Raw genomic sequence first — 19456 nt, 5'->3', positions numbered from 1 at the left:
CTTTGACCACACATCATGAAAAAGTTTGTTGACGAGCATTTCTTACTGCAAACACCCACTGCGCAGAAACTGTACCACGAGTTTGCCAAACAAATGCCCATTATAGATTATCATTGCCATTTACCTCCCGATCAGATAGCCAATGATACCCAATTTGAAAACCTTACCCAGGTATGGTTGTATGGCGATCATTACAAATGGCGCGCCATGCGTACCGCAGGTGTAAATGAAGATTATATTACCGGTAAAAAAAGCGATTACGAAAAGTTTGAGAAATGGGCTGAAACCGTTCCTTACACTTTACGTAACCCGTTATATCACTGGACGCACCTCGAGCTGCAACGCTACTTTGGGGTGAACGACATCCTGGATGGCCAAACCGCTAAAAAGGTTTATGAAGAGGCTACAGCGAAACTGCAAACAAAGGAATTCTCTGTTCGCGGTTTGTTGCAGAAGATGAATGTAAAAGTGGTATGTACAACCGATGACCCCATCGATAACCTCGGGTTCCATAAAAAGATAAAAGCCGACGGTTTTGAAGTAAAGGTATTACCTGCGTTCCGCCCCGATAAGGCCATGAACGTAGATGATGCCGCTGCATTCAAAGCATATGTAGGAAAGGTGGAAGCAGCTTCCAATACCTCTGTAGGCAGTTATGCCGATTATCTGAAGGCATTGAAAAAGCAGCACGATTTTTTTGCTACCATGGGTTGTTCGGTCAGCGATCATGGCCTTGAGCAGATCTATGCTGAAGATTATACCGAAACAGCCATCAAAAACGCTTTCGACAAAGTAAGAAGCGGTAAAGAATTGACGCTGGAAGAGAACCTTAAATTCAAATCGGCCATGCTGGTTGAATTTGCCCGCTGGGATTGGGAAAAAGGCTGGGTACAACAATACCACCTTGGCGCGTTGCGTAACAACAACAGCCGCATGCTGAAACAACTGGGCCCCGATACCGGTTGGGATTCTATCGGCGATTTCTCACAGGCCCGTCAGTTGTCGAAATTCCTGAACAGGCTCGATACAGATAATCAACTGGCTAAAACTATTCTTTATAACCTGAACCCGGCCGACAATGAACTGATGGCTACCATGATCGGTAACTTCCAGGATGGCAGCGTGGCAGGAAAAGTACAGTTCGGTTCAGGCTGGTGGTTCCTCGATCAGAAAGACGGCATGACCAAACAGATCAACGCCCTTTCGAACATGGGACTGCTGAGCAAGTTCGTAGGAATGTTAACCGATTCAAGAAGTTTCCTTTCATTCCCCCGCCACGAATATTTCCGCCGTTTGTTGTGTAACATGTTCGGCGATGATATTGAAAACGGCGAATTGCCTGCCGATATCGACTGGGTAGGTAAAGTAATACAGGATATTTGTTTTAACAACGCTAAAACCTACTTCAACTGGTAATGGGGAATGTACTAAGCTTTGGAGAGTTACTCCTTCGGTTATCGCCCGATACAGATGGAGAATGGCTGGCTAAATCATCGATGCCCGTACACGTAGGCGGTGCTGAACTGAATGTAGCCAGGGCGCTGGCCCTCTGGAATATACCGGTGAAATACTGTACCGGTTTACCCGATAATTATTTATCGCAACAGTTGGTGAATCAACTGAAGCAATGGAATATCGATACTTCTGCCATTCAGTTTGGCGGACAGCGGATCGGCATTTATTATCTGCCGCAGGGCCTGGATGTAAAGAATGCCGGTGTCATTTACGATCGCGCTGAATCATCATTCGCCCGTTTACAAACCGGTACCATCAACTGGGACACCATACTCGAAGGAGTAAGCTGGTTCCATGTAAGTGCTATTTGCCCGGCCCTCAATGCCGATGCCGCCGATGTGTGTGCAGAGGTAATGCAGGTATGTAACAAAAAAGGCATCACTGTTTCCATCGATCTTAACTACCGCGCCAAATTATGGCAGTACGGTGTTCCGGTACACGAAGTGATGATGCGCCTGGCGCCTTACTGCGATGTGATCATGGGTAATGTATGGGCAGCCGAAAAGATGTTGCAGATACCGGTGCATGCCGGCCTGGTTACTACCGATACAAAAGAAATGTATCTCGAACAGGCCCTGGTTACTTCAAAGGAGATCATAAAACAATACCCGCGCTGTAAAGCAGTGGCCAACACCTTCCGCTTCGATCATAAAGGCATTTTATACTACACCACTTTATACACCAATGATCAATTGCATGTTTCGCAGGTTTATACAACCGAAACGGTAGTCGATAAAGTGGGCAGTGGCGATTGTTACATGGCGGGATTGATCTATGGCTTTTATAAAAAGCAGGCGCCGCAGGAAATACTTGAGTTCGCTACGGCGGCCGCTTTCCAGAAACTGTTCATCAAAGGCGACGCTACCAACAAATCGGTAGACGACATAAAAGCATCTATTAAAAAATAATGAAGAATCAACAGGATATATTAGGTCAGATAACGCAGCAGAAAATGCTGCCGTTGTATTTCCATAAAGACGCAACTGTAAGCATCGATATATTGAAGGCATTGTACAATGCCGGCATCAAAGCGGTGGAGTATACCAACCGCGGCATTGAAGCGGTAGATAACTTTAAGGCATTACGTAAAGTAGTGGACGAAAGTATGCCCGGCATGTTATTGGGAATTGGAACGGTGAAGACCGTTGAAGATGCACAAAAATTCATCAGCGCCGGCGCTGATTTCATTATTAGCCCGGTTGTATATGCGCCTGTGGCTAAAACGGTACATGATGCCGGTTTGTTATGGATTCCCGGTTGTTTAACGCCAACGGAAATATTCACCGCCGAAATGAGCGGCGCTAAAATGGTGAAGATCTTTCCGGGCAGCGTAGTGGGACCTTCTTATATTGCTGCCATTAAAGAATTGTTTCCCGGCTTGTTGTTTATGCCAACCGGCGGGGTTGATACAACGGCTGAAAATATCAAAGAGTGGTTCGATGCCGGAGTGGTAGCGGTAGGAATGGGCAGTAAGCTCATCAGCAAAACCGTACTGCAAAATCAGGAATACGAGAAGCTTACGTCGCAGACGAAAGCCGTCCTTGAGATTCTAAATAATATCAAATAATAATTGAAGCTGGAAGGTGTGGCACACTTTCTAAGTGTGCCACACCTGTTCCCAGTTTCTCCCTTAAAAAAAGGACTGACATGCAAGCTATAGGAAAGTACCGGTGGACCATTTGCGGCCTTGTCTTCTTTGCTACTACGATCAACTACCTCGATCGTGCCGTTATCAGTTTATTAAAAGAAACCTTCACAACCGATCTGGGATGGGATGATGCTGATTATGCCAATGTGGAGATCGCCTTTAAGATCGCTTATGCCGTTGGGTTATTACTGGCCGGCCGCATAGTTGATAAATTAGGAACCAAGATCGGTTATGCGGTAGCTACTACTTTATGGAGTGCCGCTGCCGTTGCGCACGCTGCGGTTAATACCGTAGTAGGTTTTGGCGTTGCCCGCGCTTTCCTGGGCGTTTTTGAGGCTGGTAACTTTCCGGCTGCTATTAAAACAGTGGCTGAATGGTTCCCTAAAAAAGAACGCGCCCTGGCTACGGGGATCTTCAATTCAGGAGCGAATATCGGTGCTATCCTGGCGCCGGCATCAGTACCATTTATGGCCAAGGCCTGGGGCTGGGAGTCTGCTTTCATTATTACCGGTGCGCTGGGTTTTATCTGGCTCATCCTCTGGTTCATGTTTTATGAAGTACCCAAAAAGCAAAAGAAATTATCTCAGGCCGAATACGAATATATTCACAGCGATATCGATGAAGCCCCGGCTTCGGAGCAGGTAAGACCAGGCGTTAGCTGGGCCAAACTGCTTACCTATAAACAAACCTGGGCATTTGCCATAGGTAAATTGCTTACCGATCCCATCTGGTGGTTCTATCTTTTCTGGTTACCCGATTTCCTGAACAGCCAGTATGGGTTGAAAGGAACCGATGTTGCACTCCCCGTGGCGCTTGTTTACACCATTTCAACCATCGGAAGTATTGGTGGCGGATGGTTGCCAATGAAACTGATCAACAGCAACTGGGCGCCATTCAAAGCACGTAAAACGTCTATGCTCATATATGCATTCTTTGTGATCCCGATCTTCTTTGCACAATTGGCCGGTAATGTAAATATGTGGCTGGCGGTAATTGTAATTGGTATAGCCGCGTCGGCTCACCAGGCATGGAGCGCCAATATCTTTACAACAGTAAGTGATATGTTCCCCAAGCATACAACCGCATCGGTAACCGGTATTGGCGGTATGTTTGGAGCATTGGGCGGAATCCTGTTCTCGGCAGTAGTGCAAAAGAACCTGTTTGTTCACTACCGTGAGATCGGAAAAATTGAAGTAGCCTATTACATCATGTTTGCCGTGTGTAGTAGTGTGTACCTGCTGGCATGGGTGATCATGCACTTCCTGGTGCCAAGGATGAAGCGGGTTGAGTTGTAACCAGGTATCAAACTTTTATAGTATCAGGGAAGAAGCCGGTAAAACGCTTCTTCCCTGTTTTGTTTTTACAGGTGTGCTGCCCGGCCGGTGGCGAGCTTCTTTTTTGCCCCTTGGCTAACCCCCGCAATTTCATCGGTGCAGGCCCTGCCAATTTATCAACTCGTTAACCCGCCGTAGGCGTCAAAACCTTTTAGCTGTTCATTATTGTCCTGAAGGCTTAATAAATTTTTTATTTACCGATTTTAATGATCTGCGCTAAAAATGCGTAAAAAGTCCGCATATGGGGCAAAAAATGACACAGTGCAGATTTAATATTCAAAAAAAATCGAAACAATTGCCGTTTGGTGCTCGTCGTACGGCAGAATTTTGTAAATTAGAAATATTCCGAATCGAATTTCCTAATACTAAAAATCGACTGTTATGGAAAGAGCCTACAAATGCTGTCAATCCTGCGGTATGCCTATGAAACGGGATAATGGTGGCACTCATGCGGATGGCACCATAAGCAAAATGTATTGCAGTCACTGTTTCCTCGACGGAAAATTCACAGTGCGTAACATTACAGTTGATGATATGAAGGAACGGGTAAAAGGAAAACTAAAAGAAGTAGGTTTTCCGGGTTTCCTTACCGGCTTTTATACCCGTAACATCCATAAACTGGAGCGATGGAAATCACATCCCCTTGCTGTTGAGTAATATAACAGTGGCAGGGCGTTTTTATGAACACTGATCAATTGCAATCTTCACCCCGTAAAAGTATAGTGCTGTTCTGTTCAGGAGCAGCCTGATACCTTTGCATGCAGTATCAAACACACTTTGATACACCAACGCCTATTGCCTTTACCCGCTCTTATGCAAACTTTCCATAAATTGATATTTTACATTAACTGAGCAAATTTTTATATTGTTTCCGGGCGCCACGCAGTGGTGCTTTTTTTATATACGATTATTGCTAACCGTTTCCTTTGGCTGTTATTTGCCGCCTGATGCAACAAGTGAAAGGGTGGGTGGGTCATTAGCCGGTTGGGGGATCGGACTTTTACATCAGAAAGTTGAAACACAATTCTGTTCCTGTATTTAATGGCCACATTATGTACAGGAACAATTAAATGCTAAATATGAAAAGATCACTAATACTTTTAACCGGTTTCCTGTTCATCTTTTGCGCACTGCAGGCCCAGCGTAAGCTCCCAAAAATGTTTGCTGAAGTGTCGTTTGGTGCGTCTGTTCCTATAGGACAATTTGCTGAAAGCTCATACAACGGCCCACTCGATGAAGACCAGCCCGGCATGGCCAAAACCGGCATGGCTGCCAATGTAACGGCAGGTATTTATCTGAAAGAAAATGTTGGACTGTTGCTCACGGGCGGGTATAGTGTAAATATGCAAAGTGAGGAAGGGTACAGGGATTTCCTGTCGAAGAACCCTGTCAGTTCTTTGTCCCGGGTTTACGTAAATACCGGTAAATGGAAGATGTATAAGTTAATGGCCGGCGGCTTTTTTGTAACGCCATTGGTCGATGATAAATTGAACCTGGTTACGAAGCTCAGTGCAGGTATATGTAAAACAGCGATACCTTCATACGATTGGGCTATTACCGGTATGGGAGGATTGGCCTTTTCGCAGGGGTGGGTAAGTAAAGAAAAACTGCCTGCCATGTTTTGTTACCAGGTAAGCCTGGGATTGCAGTATAACGTCACCCGCCGGGTATATGTACTTTTCGATGTGATTTCTTTTAATGCCGCCGCCAAAAAAGACTACACGGCCTATACGATGACACCCGTTCCCGGCCCCGAAACTACCGTTACCCAAAAATATAAGTTCGGCTCGGTAAATGCGCTGCTGGGGCTTGGAGTAAGTTTTTAGGAACGTTGCCTGCCGGGGGATAAACTGTGTTCGAGGCGCCAATTTCTCATGTTATTCTAATGCGGGGGGTGGCTACGCCGTGCATATCTTTGCCCACGAATAGCCTGGATACTTTCTGCCTACGATCTTTCTGCAGTTTTACCTACCAGAAAACCATTCCGGGGAGCCCGATCAACTGGTGAGGATTGGTATTTGCAGTAACAGGCTCTGATATTATATATGAAGAAGCTCATCAAAGCCCTCCGCCTCCGTTTAAAATGGGGGTACGACCAGTTGCACAATGAACGGGTCAAAACCAATCTGTTACAGGCCATTCCCTTTTGGATAGCATCCGTGATAACCGGCTTGTTGGCGGTGTTGTATACCAAACTGTTTTCCTGGGCCGAAATGGGCACCGAATGGGTGATGCGTCATGGCGTTTGGTGGCTTTTTATTATTACGCCCATCACCTTTGTACTTGCCTGGTGGCTGGTGTTCAGGTTTGCGCCCGGGGCACGGGGCAGTGGTATACCGCAGGTAATTGCCGCAGTTGAACTAACTACACCCAAATACAACCATTTGGTGCAAAAGCTGTTGAGCGTACGCATCATCTTCTTTAAAATGGTATCCAGCATCATTATGGTTTTTGGCGGCGGGGTAGTGGGAAGAGAAGGTCCCACCATTCAGATCGCCGGCTCCGTTTTCAGGGTTATCAACCAAATATTGCCTTCCTGGTGGCCCAAAATTTCAAAAAGCAATATGATAAAGGCCGGCGCCGCTGCCGGGCTGGCCGCCGCTTTCAATACCCCGCTGGGTGGGGTGGTGTTTGCGATGGAGGAGGTAACCCGTACCCATATCAGTTATTTCAAAACCGCCCTTTTTACAGCAGTGATCATTGCGGGGTTAACAGCGCAGGGTTTACTGGGCCCCTATTTATACCTCGGTTATCCCGATGTAAGTAATTTATCGGGTTATATTTTCTTTGGGGTAATTGCTGTAGGAGTTGTAAGCGGCCTGTTAGGCAGTGGCATGGCGCGGATAATTTTATCTATTATGAAATGGGTGCGCTCGTTCAATATTTCAAAACGTGTTGTTTATTTAACAATATGTGCATTGTTACTGGCATCCATGGCTTACTTCATAAGCGAAAGGGCTTTAGGGTCGGGCAAAGACATCATGACGCATGCGCTGTTCACCGCCGATAAACATTTGCCCTGGTATATGCCGCTTGTGCGGATCGTTGGTTCAATCATTTCATTTACAAGTGGGGCTGCGGGTGGCGTATTTGCACCGGCGTTAGCGGCAGGCGCCAGTATCGGCGCCGTTATGGGCGAATGGTTCAATGTGTCGGCCACGAATGTAAACCTGTTGATCCTGGCCGGTATGGTGGGTTTTCTTACCGGTGTTACCCGCACACCGTTTACGTCGGCCATACTGGTACTTGAAATGACCGACCGCCACAATGTAATATTTCATTTAATGCTGGCTGGCATGATAGCTACAATGGTTTCCTATCTCGTTGACCGGCATTCGTTTTATGACCATCTGAAAATGCAGTTTATTCAGGATCTGCACCACGAAGCGATACCGGCTGAGGGTGATGAAAAGCAGGGAAATGAGGAATTGGAAATGAAGGATGAGAAATGAAACAGAAGAATGTCGAATATCGAATTTCCAACGTCGAAGTGAAATACAGGTAAATGAGAAATGAAAAAGCAAATACAGGAGAGTTGATAAGTTGATACAGGTGATTGAGTTGATAAAGGGAAGGCAAAAACCGGTGAAGTAGCATTTAAGCTGTATTTGCTTGCAGCTTAAGGCTTACAGCTGTATTTGTATTCGCTTGCGGCTTGTGGCTTGCAGCTGTATTTGTAGCATTTAAGCTGTATTTGTATTTGCTTGCAGCTTGTGGCTTGCAGCTGTATTTGTATTTGCTTGCAGCTTAAGGCTTGCAGCTTGCAGCTGTATTTGTATTCGCTTTCGGCTTGTGGCTTACAGCTTGCAGCTGTATTTGCCCTTAGGCTTTTGGCTGCCTTTCGTTCCAGCCTTTGAACTGAATGAGGTCATCAAATTCAAGCGAGAGGCCTTTCTTGAAAACTATAGCTTTGCGCAAATAAAAATACCGGCGTAAGATGGGCAGGTGATGCCAGTTGCGTACGCGTTTTTTGAAATTATGTTGCAGTTCGGCAACCAGCAACTTTTTATCGAGTTCGCCATCTTCACTAACGGCCTTTAATAATTTCATTGAAAGAACACCAACCACGGCGCCTGCCATAAAGAACAGGTTCCATTGTCCGCGCCCGAATAAATCAATTACAAAATGGCTGGTAAAGAAATCGGCCAGTAAACCACCCACTAACGGGGCAGTTGCTGAAAATACCGCCGTGCACATGTTTTTGGTTACCAGGTATACGATGCCTTCATCGGCGGGAGCCAGTTTTAACCCAACGTTTTGCAGGGCAAGCGTGATGCCTGCATTGGAAGCGCCCATCAGCATGTGCATGATCACCAGCACAGGCAGCATGAATACTGAACTCATGATGCCGATCACCGACCAGGCCATAATGCAGGTTATATATACCGGAGCACAAATGCGAATAATGGTTTTGTTACTATAACGGTCTGAACATCTTCCCCATAATTTTATAGAAGTGATACTGCTCACCTGGCTAACAATGTTTAAACTGATGACATATACCAGTGGTAAACCCAGGTTCTTCATCATGTATACCGAGAAGAAGGGTGTAACCAGGTTGAACGCAAAGATCCAGCAGGAGTTGAACACCAGCAGCTTTCTGAAATTGGGCACGGTGAGCGGTTTGCTGAAAAGCTTAACGATGTTATCGTTAATAGGTTTTGATTTTGGTTCGGGGGTGCGCGCAAGTGCATAAGCGCCCCACATACCAGCTATACCGCTGATAATGAACATGCAGGCATAAGCTGTGATCTCATGGGCGGGATAATGTTCCTTTATGTGATCTATGCTCATGGCAATGAACAGGCTGAGCGTAACATTCAATATTTGCATCAGGCGGCTGCGGTGAGAGAAGTAGCTGCCCAGTATCTGTTGTGGAATAAGATCGCGCATCCAGGAGTTCCAGCTGCCACCGGCAATAGAGGCAAACAGGTATTGAAACGACAAAAGAAAAATAAGGGCTGAAACGCTGGCCGTATCGGAAAACAATAAGGGCAGGGTTCCGATCAATAATAAAGGGACGCGGGCGCAAATGGCGCCGGTTACTGTTATGGCGCGGCGGTTATTGAACCGTTGCACCAGCCATACCGATACCAGCTGAAATATATTGGTTAACGTAGGGAGCGCTGCCAGCACACCGATCTGTACGTTCGAGGCGCCCATGTATAAGGCTATGGCAACCAGAAAGGTACCGGCTGTAAGTGTGTTTATGGTCTCGGTAGCAAGGCCATCCTTTAATATCAAATGCAACCCGGTTTTTACCTGGGCATTGGTTAATTGATCAGATGGTTGAAGTTTCATCTCTCGGCCTCTTTATTGATACATAATATTAACGCTCAAAATCACAAACGAATTTCAACTGTGGATATTATTAAGAGCAAATACTAATTGACCCTTAGTATGGCATAAAACCATTATTTATAATCCCCTTAACGCTAAACGCGGAACGCGAAATGCAGAACGCTTAACACGAAACGGTGAGGGTTGAAGGCAAAGGCTTAGGCCGGGGTGGAAAACGGAAGGCAAACGGAAGTATAAACGGTGATAACAGGGGCTGCTAAACAATAAAAGCTGTGCGCTATTTGGTGTGCGAACAGCTTTTATTGAATCGAACGCATTGAGTTAAGGTGTATTGCTGAAGGCGTTAAGCGTTTAGCATTCAGCCTATTCCTCGTATTTTTCATTGCATGCTTTCACATTGGCATCCTCTTCTGCAATCCGGGTAAGTAAGCTGTCGGTCACTTTTTCTTCAGCTAGTGTTTGATCGAGCAGTTCGGCCGCATCGTCGTGGCCCATAGTGCGGGCTAACGTTACCAGTCCACCGTAAGTAGCAATTTCGTAATGCTCCGCTTTTTGAGCTGCAAAGATCAAACCTACATCGCGTTGTGCGCTGCCATCATCCGTTTCATCGATAATATCGGCTCCCTCATCCACAATGCCTGCCATAGCCGGGCATTTCAAGGCTTTGGGCTCTTCGCCTAAAAGGCGAAAGATATTTTCAAGCCGCGTAACATGGTTGATGGTTTGTTCAAGATGATCGTTAAAGGCTTGCTTTAAACGGGGAGAGGTTGCAGCATCGGACAATTTGGGTAATGTTTTTACCAGCTTCTTTTCGGCCCAGTACACATCCTGTAGCTGTTGCATAAAGAACTGATGCAGTTTTGAATCGGGCATAACCGAAGAACGGGGTGTTGTTTGTGAGCCTGCATTGGTTTGAATAGCCATAGAAAAGTTTTTTATCGAATTAACAATGTAATGGGAATGGTTCAATTTCTTTTAACAGTGCTTGCCGCAGTAGGGCTGCAATTATCATTCCCATGCATTATGTGGATCGATGTTGTTGTTGAAGAAGAATTAAAGGCAGCGACGCAACAAAGCAATTTACAGTTCTCCGTTCTGTTTTCAACTTCAACATTCTACATTGAACATGCCGACGCTTCGGTCGGCATCCCGGCAAGCAGAGCTCCGTCGGGATGCGTTATTCTGTATTTCCTTTGCCATTTCTCTGTTCTTCATTTTTAATTTTTCATTTCTCGAGGCTATACACCTTTCCTTTTTCTATTACCAGTTCTCCTTTATCGTGCAGATGCCGCATAGCCCTGATAACCGTTTCAACACGCAGGCCGGTCATATCGGCTATTTGTTGCCGCGTAAGTTTTATCTGGTGGCAAACCGGACAGGTATGTTTATGGTGCTTCCTGAAATAGGTCAGCAAAGTGCGAATGCGGTGTTCGGGACTATAATACGCCAGCTCGCGAATAGTGAGGAATTTGAACCGCATGCGTTCGGTCAGCAGCCTGGTAAAGGCGAAATGAATGTCGGGGTTATCTTTAAGCAGTTGCAGGAAGTTACTTTTATGCAACCTGATGATGACGGTATCTTCTTCTGCAATGGCCGTGGCCGCATAACAGCCATCATCGAACAGCGGCAGCTCGCCGAAGCTCTCACCTTTTTCAACCATTAATTGAATGAACTCGCGGCCTTCTTCATTTATACTTACCCATCGTACCGAACCGCTTACCACCTGGTAATAAAAATTGGCGCAGCCGCCTTCATGAAAAATGATTTCATCATGTTGTACTTTCTTATATGTAGCGCCCCAGGTGAGCAGCAGGTCGATATCGATCATCATAGATGGTTAATTAACTGTATCAAAACTAACCCGGGTGTTCAGGTATGCACATGATCTTATACAGCAGCCGGTATGATTTAAATCAGGTAGCCCGGCCGGAACGATGGCAGTGGATCTTATGAAACCCAATGCCATACGTGCTTTTAGCGCGTTCGGCCGGTATGATGATCGTCATGTGCCAATGGCGTGTACAGCGGGTTTTCAATTCCTGAACCCCATTTATGACTCCAATCATAAAGGCCCCCTCCGCGGCAGCGTAATCTTGTGTTGTAATACAATCAAATAAATCACCTGTATGAAAAAAATGATCTTGATACTGAGCGCGGCTGTTGGTTTATATGCCTGCTCGGGTAATGCATCGAAACAGGAAACACCCGCCGCATCAACGCCGGCGAAAACGGAATCGGGAAATCCTGCTTATGATCCTGAAAGAGGCGCCGGAAAATTTAAAGATGTGGCCGTTAGCGCAACCCTCGATAAACCAATGGCCGAAGCGGGATTGAAAGTATATGATGTCAAATGTGCATCCTGTCACAAGTTAAGCGATGAAAAACTCGTTGGGCCCGGCTGGAAAGATGTTACCAGGCGTCACAAACCCGAATGGATCCTGAACTTCATCACCAATGTTGATGAAATGCTGGAGAAAGACGCCAAGGCGCAGGCCATGCTTGAATTATGCCTGGTGCGTATGCCCAACCAGAACCTTAGCGATGAAGAAGCGCGCAATGTATATGAATACATGCGGCAGAATGATGGAGTGAAATAATTAGCTAATGTGATAATGTGATAATGGGATAATGGAATGCAGCTTCGCGGGCAAACGGCAATTCGCCTTCGCCGGGCTACGGCGAACAGGTCGGCAATCCTTGCCCGTCCGAAGCGTAAGCGAAGGCGGGGGCAATCGGCTCAAATTTCGGGCGGCGCAGGGTCGTAATAAAATCTGAATAATCGCGAGGGCATTGACCATTGACCATTCACGAGGCCATTCATGAACGTAAAAACATCAACATAATAAATAAAACGCTCCTAATAAACTAGTATATGAAACCCTTCAATCAGACATTCCTTCTTTTAACTGTAACTGCGGCTTGCTGGCTTCCTGCCTGTAAACCCAATAACGCGGCCACCGCTGTGAGCGGAGATGCCGCTGCCAAAGCGTATGTGGCGCCCGGTAAGTACGATGAGTTTTACAATTTTGTTTCAGGCGGTTTTAGCGGACAGCTTTCCGTATACGGATTGCCTTCTGGCCGCTTACTGCGCGTTATCCCGGTATTTTCAGTTGACCCCGAAAAAGGTTATGGTTACAGCGAGAACAGTAAAGGCATGTTGAACACCTCGCATGGTTTTGTTCCCTGGGACGACCTGCACCATACCGAGCTGTCACAAACCAATGGTGAAGTGGATGGCCGCTGGGTGTTTGCCAATGCCAACAATACTCCCCGTGTTGCACGTGTTGACCTCAAAACCTTCCGTACAGCCGAGATCATTGAATTACCCAACAGTGCGGGTAACCACTCTTCGCCCTTCATTACCGAGAATACCGAATACGTAGTGGCCGGAACCCGGTTCAGCGTGCCGATAGGCGATAACCAGGATGTGCCCATCAGTTCTTACAAACAGAATTTCAAAGGCTCGCTCAGCTTTATCAGCGTTGATAAAGGCACCGGAAATATGGATATCGCCTTCCAGCTGCAAACCCCGGGTGTGAACTTCGACCTGAGCCATGCCGGTAAAGGCCCCAGCCATGGCTGGTTCTTCTTTAGCTGTTATAATTCTGAACAGGCCAATACCCTGCTTGAAGTAAACGCTTCACAGCGCGATAAGGATTTCATTTTGGCGGTTAACTGGAAGAAAGCGGAAGAGTACCTGAAAGCCGGCAAAGGTGTAAAGAAAAATGTAAAGTACAGCCGCAGCCGTTATGACGAAAGATCACATATGACCAAATCGGAGATGCTGAACGAAGTGACCGTGCTCGATCCGGCCGTGCTGAAAGATATCTGTTATTTCATCCCATGTCCCAAATCGCCGCATGGTTGCGACGTTGACCCCAGCGGTGAGTATATAGTAGGCAGTGGTAAACTGGCTGCCCTGGTGCCTGTGTTTTCCTATACAAAAATTCAAAAGGCCATTGCCGATAAAGCCTATGACGGCGAATTTGAAGGCATACCGGTGATCAAATATGAAGCTGCGCTTTATGGCGAAGTACAGAAACCAGGTTTAGGCCCCTTGCATACCGAGTTTGACGGAAAAGGAAATGCCTACACCTCTTTCTTTGTTTCTTCCGAGATCGTAAAATGGAATATCAAAGAGCTGAAAGTGCTTGACCGCGTACCTACCTATTATTCGATCGGTCACCTGTGCGTACCCGGCGGCGATAGCCGTAAACCGAATGCCAAATATGTAATTGCCTATAACAAGATCACGAAAGACAGGTATCTGCCAACAGGTCCCGAACTGGCGCAAAGCGCACAACTGTTCGATATCTCCGGCGATAAAATGCAGCTGATCCTCGACTTTCCAACCATTGGCGAACCGCACTATGCGCAGGCCATTGCGGCCGACCTGGTGTCGAAGAACTCAACGAAACTGTACAAGATCGAGGAGAATACCAATACCTACGTAACCAAAGGCGAAAAAGAAGCGAAGGTCGTGCGTGAAGGCAATAAGGTGCATGTATATGCTACTTCTATCCGCAGCCACTTTGCCCCCGATAATATCGAAGGCGTTAAGGTAGGCGATGAAGTATACTTCCACGTCACCAACCTCGAGCAGGACTGGGATATTCCACACGGTTTTGCGGTAAAAGGCGCCAACAATGCCGAACTGCTGATCATGCCGGGTGAAACGCAAACCCTGAAATGGGTGCCCGAAAAACCAGGGGTGTATCCTTTTTATTGTACCGACTTCTGTAGTGCATTGCACCAGGAAATGAGTGGGTATATAAGGGTATCGGCCCCCGGTAATAACGTGCCCTTAAGTTTTAGTTTAGGTAAAACAAATGATGCAGAAGCTGTCAGGTAATAACTAACCGTGTCACGGTTCAACACCGTGACACGGTTGATCAAGCGAATTTTATGAACAACAGGTTATCCACTACTTCAAGAATTATAACAGTTATATGCGCTTTGTCGCTGATCGGAGTATTGTTCCTGCCCATCTGGCGTATCGAATTGTCGGCCCCGCAGTATCCCGAAGGCCTCGGGTTGAAGATCTATGCCGGTAAACTGGGCGGCGATGTGGAAGTAGTGAACGGGTTGAACCATTATATAGGCATGCGTACCCTGCATGAAAAAGACTTTGTTGAATTTACTGTTCTGCCCTATATAATCGGCGCCTTTGTGTTGATCGGGTTGGTGGCAGCGCTCCTGAACCGCAGGTGGCTCTTTATTACCTGGGTGACAGGTTACCTGTTGTTTGCCCTGGTGGCGCTGATCGATTTTTATCGCTGGGAATATGATTACGGACATAACCTTGACCCTTCCGCGCCTATACAGGTGCCCGGTATGTCGTACCAGCCGCCGTTGATCGGCTATAAGCAGCTCCTCAACTTCGGCGCATGGTCAGTACCCGATACCGGCGGCTGGATCTTTACCGGTGCAGGCGTTATAATGGTATTGATCGCCTGGTTTGAATTGCGCAGAAGAACAAAAAGATCGTTTACCAATGTAAGGACGGTTTTAACCACCGCGGCCATCTTTATAATGGTGTTTGCCAGCAGTTGCAGCACCGGTCCGCAACCCATTCAGTTCGGAAAGGATGCCTGTGACTTCTGTAAAATGACCATTTTAGATCAGCGGTTCGGCGGTGAGGTCATCACCGGAAAAGGTAAAGTATACAGGTTTGATGACATACACTGCATATCCTCGTTTTTAAGATCCGACCATTCAGTAAAAACCAATGTTGCAGGAGTTTACCTGCTTGATTATGGTACCCCAACAAAATTTGTACAGGCACAAACCGGTTTCCTGTTGACCAGCGGTGAGCTGCACAGCCCCATGGGAAGTAACATTGCCGCCTTTGCCACAGAAGCAGGCAGGGAACAATGTAAACAACAGGTGAACGGAAAAAATGTACAATGGAATGAAATCAATCAATGATCATATGAAAAACCTCTGCCTGGCCATAAGCCTTGTTGTATTTACAATTACGGCAAATGCCAAAACATGGATCGTTCGTCCGGCAGGACCGTTGCAATCGCTTCAGGAGGCCATTAACAACGCAATGCCGGGCGACACGGTCATGGTAGAACGGGGTGTTTACAGGCAACCCACCATTATTGTAAATAAACCGCTTTACCTGAAAGGCATCGGGTACCCCGTGCTCGACGGGCAGAAGAAGCATGAGATCATGATCATTAAAAGCAGCCGCGTGGTAGTGGAAGGTTTTGCCGTTCAGCACAGCGGTTACTCGGGATATAATGATATTGCGGCTATTCGCATTGTCAACAGCCGCAGCGTAACCATTCGCAACAACAGGTTCGATGATAATTTCTTTGGTATTTACAGCCAGCATGCAACCGGCTGTACCATCTCGGGCAACGAGCTGCGCTCGAATGCCATCAATGAAATTAATTCAGCCAACGGCATTCATTGCTGGAAGAGCGATAGCATGCAGATCCTGAACAATACCATTACCGGTCACCGCGATGGTATATACTTCGAATTCGTTACCAATTCCATAATAAAAAACAATACCAGTACCGGCAACGTACGGTACGGGTTACATTTTATGTTCTCCAATGACGATGCCTATGTAGGCAACCAGTTCAAAGATAATGGTGCCGGTGTGGCCGTTATGTTTTCCAAAGGCGTTATCATGTTGCAAAACACGTTTATTGAAAACTGGGGCAGCGCCGCCTACGGCATTTTATTGAAAGAAATTTCCGACAGCCGGATAGAGCATAACCGGTTTGTTCGCAATACCACGGGTATTTATATGGAAGGTACCAACCGTATAAAGGTAGCTAAGAATGTGTTTCACAATAACGGCTGGGCATTGAAGATCCAGGCCAGTTGCAGCGATAATACCGTAACACAGAACAATTTCCTGGGAAACAGTTTTGATGTGGCAACAAATGGCTCGTTGGTATTGAACAGCTTTAACAGCAATTACTGGGATAAATATGAGGGTTATGATCTTAACCGCGATGGGGTAGGCGATGTGCCGTACCGCCCGGTAAGTGTATACGCCATGATAGCCGAGCGCAACCCGGTCACCATGATGTTGTTCCGCAGTTTTATAACCAGTTTGCTCGATAAGGCAGAGAAAACAATTCCCGGGTTTATTCCCGAGAATCTGAAAGACGATCAGCCCCGGATGAAAGCGTTTAAATAAAACCGTTGCCGGTTACCGGGTAAAAATGTGGGGAGCCGCGCCGGTCGACATGCAGGCGCTGGCAACCTGAAAACGGTAATCTGTAACCCGCAACATGTAACTCCTGTAACATTTTCTTTTATGATCATTGCTACAAATGTAACCAAGAAATTTTCCAAACTTACCGCCCTCGACGATGTAAGCGTTACCTGTACTAAAGGGCAAACGATCTCGCTGATAGGACCCAACGGTTCGGGCAAAACAACTTTCATCAAATGCCTGCTAGGCATGGTGGTGCCCGACAGCGGCTTCATCACCTTCAACAAACAGAACATCGCCCATAACTGGCAGTACCGCTCGGCCATTGGCTACATGCCGCAAATTGGCCGTTACCCCGAAAATATGACCATTGCGCAGGTGCTCGATATGATGAAAGACATACGCAAGCGATCGGCTGGTGCGCTCGATGAAGAACTGATCCATTCATTCAGGCTTGATGGCATGATGCATAAAAGAATGGGCACTTTATCGGGCGGAACACGGCAAAAGGTAAGCGCCTCACTGGCCTTTCTTTTCAATCCCGATGTGCTGATCCTCGATGAGCCAACGGCCGGCCTCGATCCCTTATCTACCGAGATCCTGAAAGAAAAGATCATGAAGGAAAAACAGCAGGGCAAACTGGCGATGATCACTTCACATATCCTGAGCGATCTCGATGATATAGTAACGGAAGTGATTTATATGGAAGAAGGCAAACTGCGTTTTCATAAATCGCTGGGCCAGTTGCAGGAAGATACGGGCGAAAAGAAATTATCACGCGCCATTGCGCAGGTTATGAGTGCCGGTAATTGAACGGCAAACGGCAAATGATTCCGGCCCGGCAAGGTCGTAATAAAATCTGAACAATCGCGAGACCATTGACCATTGACCGCCCACCACTCCCCATTCACAACAACGAAGTGCATGGTGTAAACAATCAACAATGAAAAAGATCATCAAATACGTATTGCTCGACCTCTTACGCAACAGGATCATCATTGCCTTTACACTGTTCCTGGCAGTGATCTCATTCAGCGTATTCAACCTCGAGGACAATCCATCTAAAGGCATTTTGAGCCTGCTGAACCTGGTATTGATCATTGTGCCGCTGGTGAGCATCGTTTTTTCAACCATCTACGTGTATAATGCCGCCGAATTCATTGAACTGCTGGTATCGCAGCCATTGCGGCGGGTAAATATCTGGCTGAGTATTTTTACGGGGCTGGCTGCTTCTATGTGCGTGGCTTTTCTGGTGGGTTGCGGTGTGCCGGTGCTTATATATGCGCCAACCGATGTTGGGCTTATGATGACGGCCATGGGATTGTTGTTAACCATTGTATTTGTAGCCATTGCGCTGCTGGCTTCGGTGCTGACAAGGGATAAGGCAAAAGGAATTGGTGTTGCTATTTTATTATGGTTCTATTTTACCCTTATTTTTGACGGTATTGTGTTATTCCTTTTGTTCCAGTTTATGGATTATCCCATGGAAAAACCAATGGTAGTGTTCAGTTGTTTAAATCCTGTAGACCTGGCGCGCATCCTCATCCTGTTAAAACTCGATATTTCGGCTTTGATGGGCGCTACCAGTGCCATCTTCAGTGATTTCTTTGGCAGCAAATGGGGTATGATGGCTACGGTGTTGATCATGATCGCCTGGGCTTTGCTGCCCCTTTGGTGGTCGGTAAGAAAATTTAATAGAAAAGACTTATGAAAATGGATATTGCCAACCGGGCAGACATACAGTTGCTTGTTGATACGTTTTATACCAAAGTAAGGGCCGATGCAACGATAGGGTACCTGTTCAACGATGTTGCCCGGGTGAACTGGGAGCTTCATTTGCCGCGCATGTACGAATTTTGGGAGAACATCCTGTTCCAGACCGGGAGCTTCAAGGGCAACCCCATGGCGGCCCATGTGCAGTTGCATCAGAAGTCACCGCTGACGGCGGGCCATTTTGAACAATGGCTGAAGCTGTTCCTGGCTACGGTGGATGAGCTGTTCGAAGGCGATAATGCCGAACTGATAAAACAACGGGCGCGTTCCATAGCCACCATGATGCAGATAAAAGTGCATCCTTCCAACGATCCCAGGTCAATACTTTAAAAGCATGTATAAATAAAAAAATCCTCCCTACTGGTCGGGAGGACAATGTCTTTTGGTGGGTTTCCAAAAGGCGGGTTTTTACTGATCTTTCATTGGATTGGCATAACGCTGAACGCGTAACGCTGGTTTTCGAAATTTGAGTTTCCTGAATAAATTCATACAAGTTCGAAACTCGGGATCTGGCCTTCAGCGTTTGGCGTTAAGCGTTCCGCTTTTCTGTGGGTTTCGGATTATAAACGGGCTTAGGTTGGGAACTGCAAGGATTCTGTTCTTACCTGCGGTTTTTCAGGATACGGGTATAGATAAAGGTTTCAGAGGTAATTCAGGCTGAATGCTTAACGCTTAAGTGATAAATAGCATGACATAGGATAC

The 19456-nt window shown here is 46.6% G+C and carries 18 protein-coding genes; 15 read left to right on the top strand and 3 right to left on the bottom strand.

Annotated elements, in window-relative coordinates:
• Positions 1-15: 15 nt before the first annotated feature.
• From uxaC to A4R26_RS23595, 7 genes are all read left to right on the top strand, one after another.
• Positions 16-1416 (top strand): glucuronate isomerase, encoded by a 1401-nt coding sequence (gene uxaC / locus A4R26_RS23625; RefSeq protein ID WP_081169006.1) that lies wholly within the window; start codon positions 16-18, stop codon positions 1414-1416.
• Positions 1416-2423, top strand: a complete 1008-nt coding sequence (locus A4R26_RS23620) for a sugar kinase (protein ID WP_081169005.1) — start codon at positions 1416-1418, stop codon at positions 2421-2423. The genes uxaC and A4R26_RS23620 overlap by 1 nt, the downstream gene beginning before the upstream one ends.
• Positions 2423-3082 carry a bifunctional 4-hydroxy-2-oxoglutarate aldolase/2-dehydro-3-deoxy-phosphogluconate aldolase gene (locus A4R26_RS23615; RefSeq protein ID WP_081169004.1) on the top strand — a complete coding sequence of 220 codons (660 nt, stop codon included), beginning with the start codon at positions 2423-2425 and terminating at the stop codon, positions 3080-3082. Before A4R26_RS23620 ends, A4R26_RS23615 begins: the two co-directional genes overlap by 1 nt.
• A gap of 80 nt (positions 3083-3162) precedes the next feature.
• Positions 3163-4458 carry an MFS transporter gene (locus A4R26_RS23610; RefSeq protein ID WP_081169003.1) on the top strand — a complete coding sequence of 432 codons (1296 nt, stop codon included), beginning with the start codon at positions 3163-3165 and terminating at the stop codon, positions 4456-4458.
• A 420-nt stretch (positions 4459-4878) separates the two neighbouring features.
• The gene (locus A4R26_RS23605; RefSeq protein ID WP_081169002.1) at positions 4879-5154 is read left to right on the top strand and encodes a zinc ribbon domain-containing protein; all 276 of its coding nucleotides are present in this window, start codon (positions 4879-4881) and stop codon (positions 5152-5154) included.
• Between the two features lie 422 nt (positions 5155-5576).
• Positions 5577-6323, top strand: coding sequence for a hypothetical protein (locus A4R26_RS23600; protein ID WP_081169001.1), 747 nt, complete (start codon positions 5577-5579; stop codon positions 6321-6323).
• Between the two features lie 219 nt (positions 6324-6542).
• Positions 6543-7949, top strand: a complete 1407-nt coding sequence (locus A4R26_RS23595; RefSeq protein WP_081169000.1) for a chloride channel protein — start codon at positions 6543-6545, stop codon at positions 7947-7949.
• Between the two features lie 370 nt (positions 7950-8319).
• On the opposite strand, the gene A4R26_RS23590 is transcribed toward A4R26_RS23595, so the two are convergent.
• On the bottom strand, positions 8320-9798 hold the full coding sequence (locus tag A4R26_RS23590) for an MFS transporter (RefSeq protein ID WP_081168999.1): 1479 nt from the start codon (positions 9796-9798) through the stop codon (positions 8320-8322).
• A gap of 363 nt (positions 9799-10161) precedes the next feature.
• Complete coding sequence (locus tag A4R26_RS23585; protein WP_081168998.1) at positions 10162-10722, bottom strand: YciE/YciF ferroxidase family protein; 561 nt, start codon at positions 10720-10722, stop codon at positions 10162-10164.
• Between the two features lie 36 nt (positions 10723-10758).
• Here A4R26_RS23585 and A4R26_RS23580 point away from each other — a divergent pair, with 36 nt between their 5' ends.
• The gene (locus A4R26_RS23580) at positions 10759-11019 is read left to right on the top strand and encodes a hypothetical protein (RefSeq protein WP_081168997.1); all 261 of its coding nucleotides are present in this window, start codon (positions 10759-10761) and stop codon (positions 11017-11019) included.
• 4 nt (positions 11020-11023) lie between these two features.
• Here the strand turns inward: A4R26_RS23580 and A4R26_RS23575 are convergent, their stop codons facing one another.
• A complete protein-coding gene (locus A4R26_RS23575) occupies positions 11024-11629 on the bottom strand; it encodes a Crp/Fnr family transcriptional regulator (RefSeq protein WP_242674999.1) in 606 nt (201 codons plus the stop codon).
• Between the two features lie 295 nt (positions 11630-11924).
• Between A4R26_RS23575 and A4R26_RS23565 the strand changes: the two genes are divergently transcribed.
• The 7 genes from A4R26_RS23565 to A4R26_RS23535 all read left to right on the top strand — a co-directional run bounded on the left by A4R26_RS23565 (position 11925) and on the right by A4R26_RS23535 (position 19084).
• Positions 11925-12395 (top strand): c-type cytochrome, encoded by a 471-nt coding sequence (locus A4R26_RS23565; protein WP_081168994.1) that lies wholly within the window; start codon positions 11925-11927, stop codon positions 12393-12395.
• Positions 12396-12670: 275 nt separating this feature from the next.
• Positions 12671-14650 carry a Sec-dependent nitrous-oxide reductase gene (gene nosZ / locus A4R26_RS23560; RefSeq protein ID WP_081168993.1) on the top strand — a complete coding sequence of 660 codons (1980 nt, stop codon included), beginning with the start codon at positions 12671-12673 and terminating at the stop codon, positions 14648-14650.
• 53 nt (positions 14651-14703) lie between these two features.
• Positions 14704-15726: a nitrous oxide reductase accessory protein NosL gene (locus A4R26_RS23555; RefSeq protein WP_081168992.1), complete on the top strand. Its 1023-nt coding sequence runs from the start codon at positions 14704-14706 to the stop codon at positions 15724-15726.
• 4 nt (positions 15727-15730) lie between these two features.
• A complete protein-coding gene (locus A4R26_RS23550) occupies positions 15731-16963 on the top strand; it encodes a nitrous oxide reductase family maturation protein NosD (RefSeq protein ID WP_081169047.1) in 1233 nt (410 codons plus the stop codon).
• Positions 16964-17083: 120 nt separating this feature from the next.
• On the top strand, positions 17084-17794 hold the full coding sequence (locus tag A4R26_RS23545; protein ID WP_081168991.1) for an ABC transporter ATP-binding protein: 711 nt from the start codon (positions 17084-17086) through the stop codon (positions 17792-17794).
• Between the two features lie 130 nt (positions 17795-17924).
• A complete protein-coding gene (locus tag A4R26_RS23540; RefSeq protein WP_081168990.1) occupies positions 17925-18692 on the top strand; it encodes an ABC transporter permease in 768 nt (255 codons plus the stop codon).
• Positions 18689-19084, top strand: coding sequence for a group III truncated hemoglobin (locus A4R26_RS23535; protein WP_081168989.1), 396 nt, complete (start codon positions 18689-18691; stop codon positions 19082-19084). The genes A4R26_RS23540 and A4R26_RS23535 overlap by 4 nt, the downstream gene beginning before the upstream one ends.
• The last annotated feature ends 372 nt before the right edge of the window (positions 19085-19456 follow it).

Source organism: Niastella populi (assembly GCF_002078015.1).
GTDB classification, from domain to species: domain Bacteria; phylum Bacteroidota; class Bacteroidia; order Chitinophagales; family Chitinophagaceae; genus Niastella; species Niastella populi.
Note: the sequence above shows the minus strand (reverse complement) of the source record. Positions and strands in the feature narration are given on the sequence as shown.

Coding starts and splice junctions, on each gene's coding strand:
- A4R26_RS23540 (WP_081168990.1), top strand. CDS start 17,925: ATGAAAAAGATCATCAAATACGTATTGCTCGACCTCTTACGCAACAGG.
- A4R26_RS23605 (WP_081169002.1), top strand. CDS start 4,879: ATGGAAAGAGCCTACAAATGCTGTCAATCCTGCGGTATGCCTATGAAA.
- A4R26_RS23585 (WP_081168998.1), bottom strand. CDS start 10,722: ATGGCTATTCAAACCAATGCAGGCTCACAAACAACACCCCGTTCTTCG.
- A4R26_RS23555 (WP_081168992.1), top strand. CDS start 14,704: ATGAACAACAGGTTATCCACTACTTCAAGAATTATAACAGTTATATGC.
- A4R26_RS23615 (WP_081169004.1), top strand. CDS start 2,423: ATGAAGAATCAACAGGATATATTAGGTCAGATAACGCAGCAGAAAATG.
- A4R26_RS23545 (WP_081168991.1), top strand. CDS start 17,084: ATGATCATTGCTACAAATGTAACCAAGAAATTTTCCAAACTTACCGCC.
- A4R26_RS23595 (WP_081169000.1), top strand. CDS start 6,543: ATGAAGAAGCTCATCAAAGCCCTCCGCCTCCGTTTAAAATGGGGGTAC.
- A4R26_RS23565 (WP_081168994.1), top strand. CDS start 11,925: ATGAAAAAAATGATCTTGATACTGAGCGCGGCTGTTGGTTTATATGCC.
- A4R26_RS23590 (WP_081168999.1), bottom strand. CDS start 9,798: ATGAAACTTCAACCATCTGATCAATTAACCAATGCCCAGGTAAAAACC.
- A4R26_RS23550 (WP_081169047.1), top strand. CDS start 15,731: ATGAAAAACCTCTGCCTGGCCATAAGCCTTGTTGTATTTACAATTACG.
- A4R26_RS23580 (WP_081168997.1), top strand. CDS start 10,759: ATGGTTCAATTTCTTTTAACAGTGCTTGCCGCAGTAGGGCTGCAATTA.
- A4R26_RS23620 (WP_081169005.1), top strand. CDS start 1,416: ATGGGGAATGTACTAAGCTTTGGAGAGTTACTCCTTCGGTTATCGCCC.
- uxaC (WP_081169006.1), top strand. CDS start 16: ATGAAAAAGTTTGTTGACGAGCATTTCTTACTGCAAACACCCACTGCG.
- A4R26_RS23535 (WP_081168989.1), top strand. CDS start 18,689: ATGAAAATGGATATTGCCAACCGGGCAGACATACAGTTGCTTGTTGAT.
- nosZ (WP_081168993.1), top strand. CDS start 12,671: ATGAAACCCTTCAATCAGACATTCCTTCTTTTAACTGTAACTGCGGCT.
- A4R26_RS23600 (WP_081169001.1), top strand. CDS start 5,577: ATGAAAAGATCACTAATACTTTTAACCGGTTTCCTGTTCATCTTTTGC.
- A4R26_RS23575 (WP_242674999.1), bottom strand. CDS start 11,629: ATGATGATCGATATCGACCTGCTGCTCACCTGGGGCGCTACATATAAG.
- A4R26_RS23610 (WP_081169003.1), top strand. CDS start 3,163: ATGCAAGCTATAGGAAAGTACCGGTGGACCATTTGCGGCCTTGTCTTC.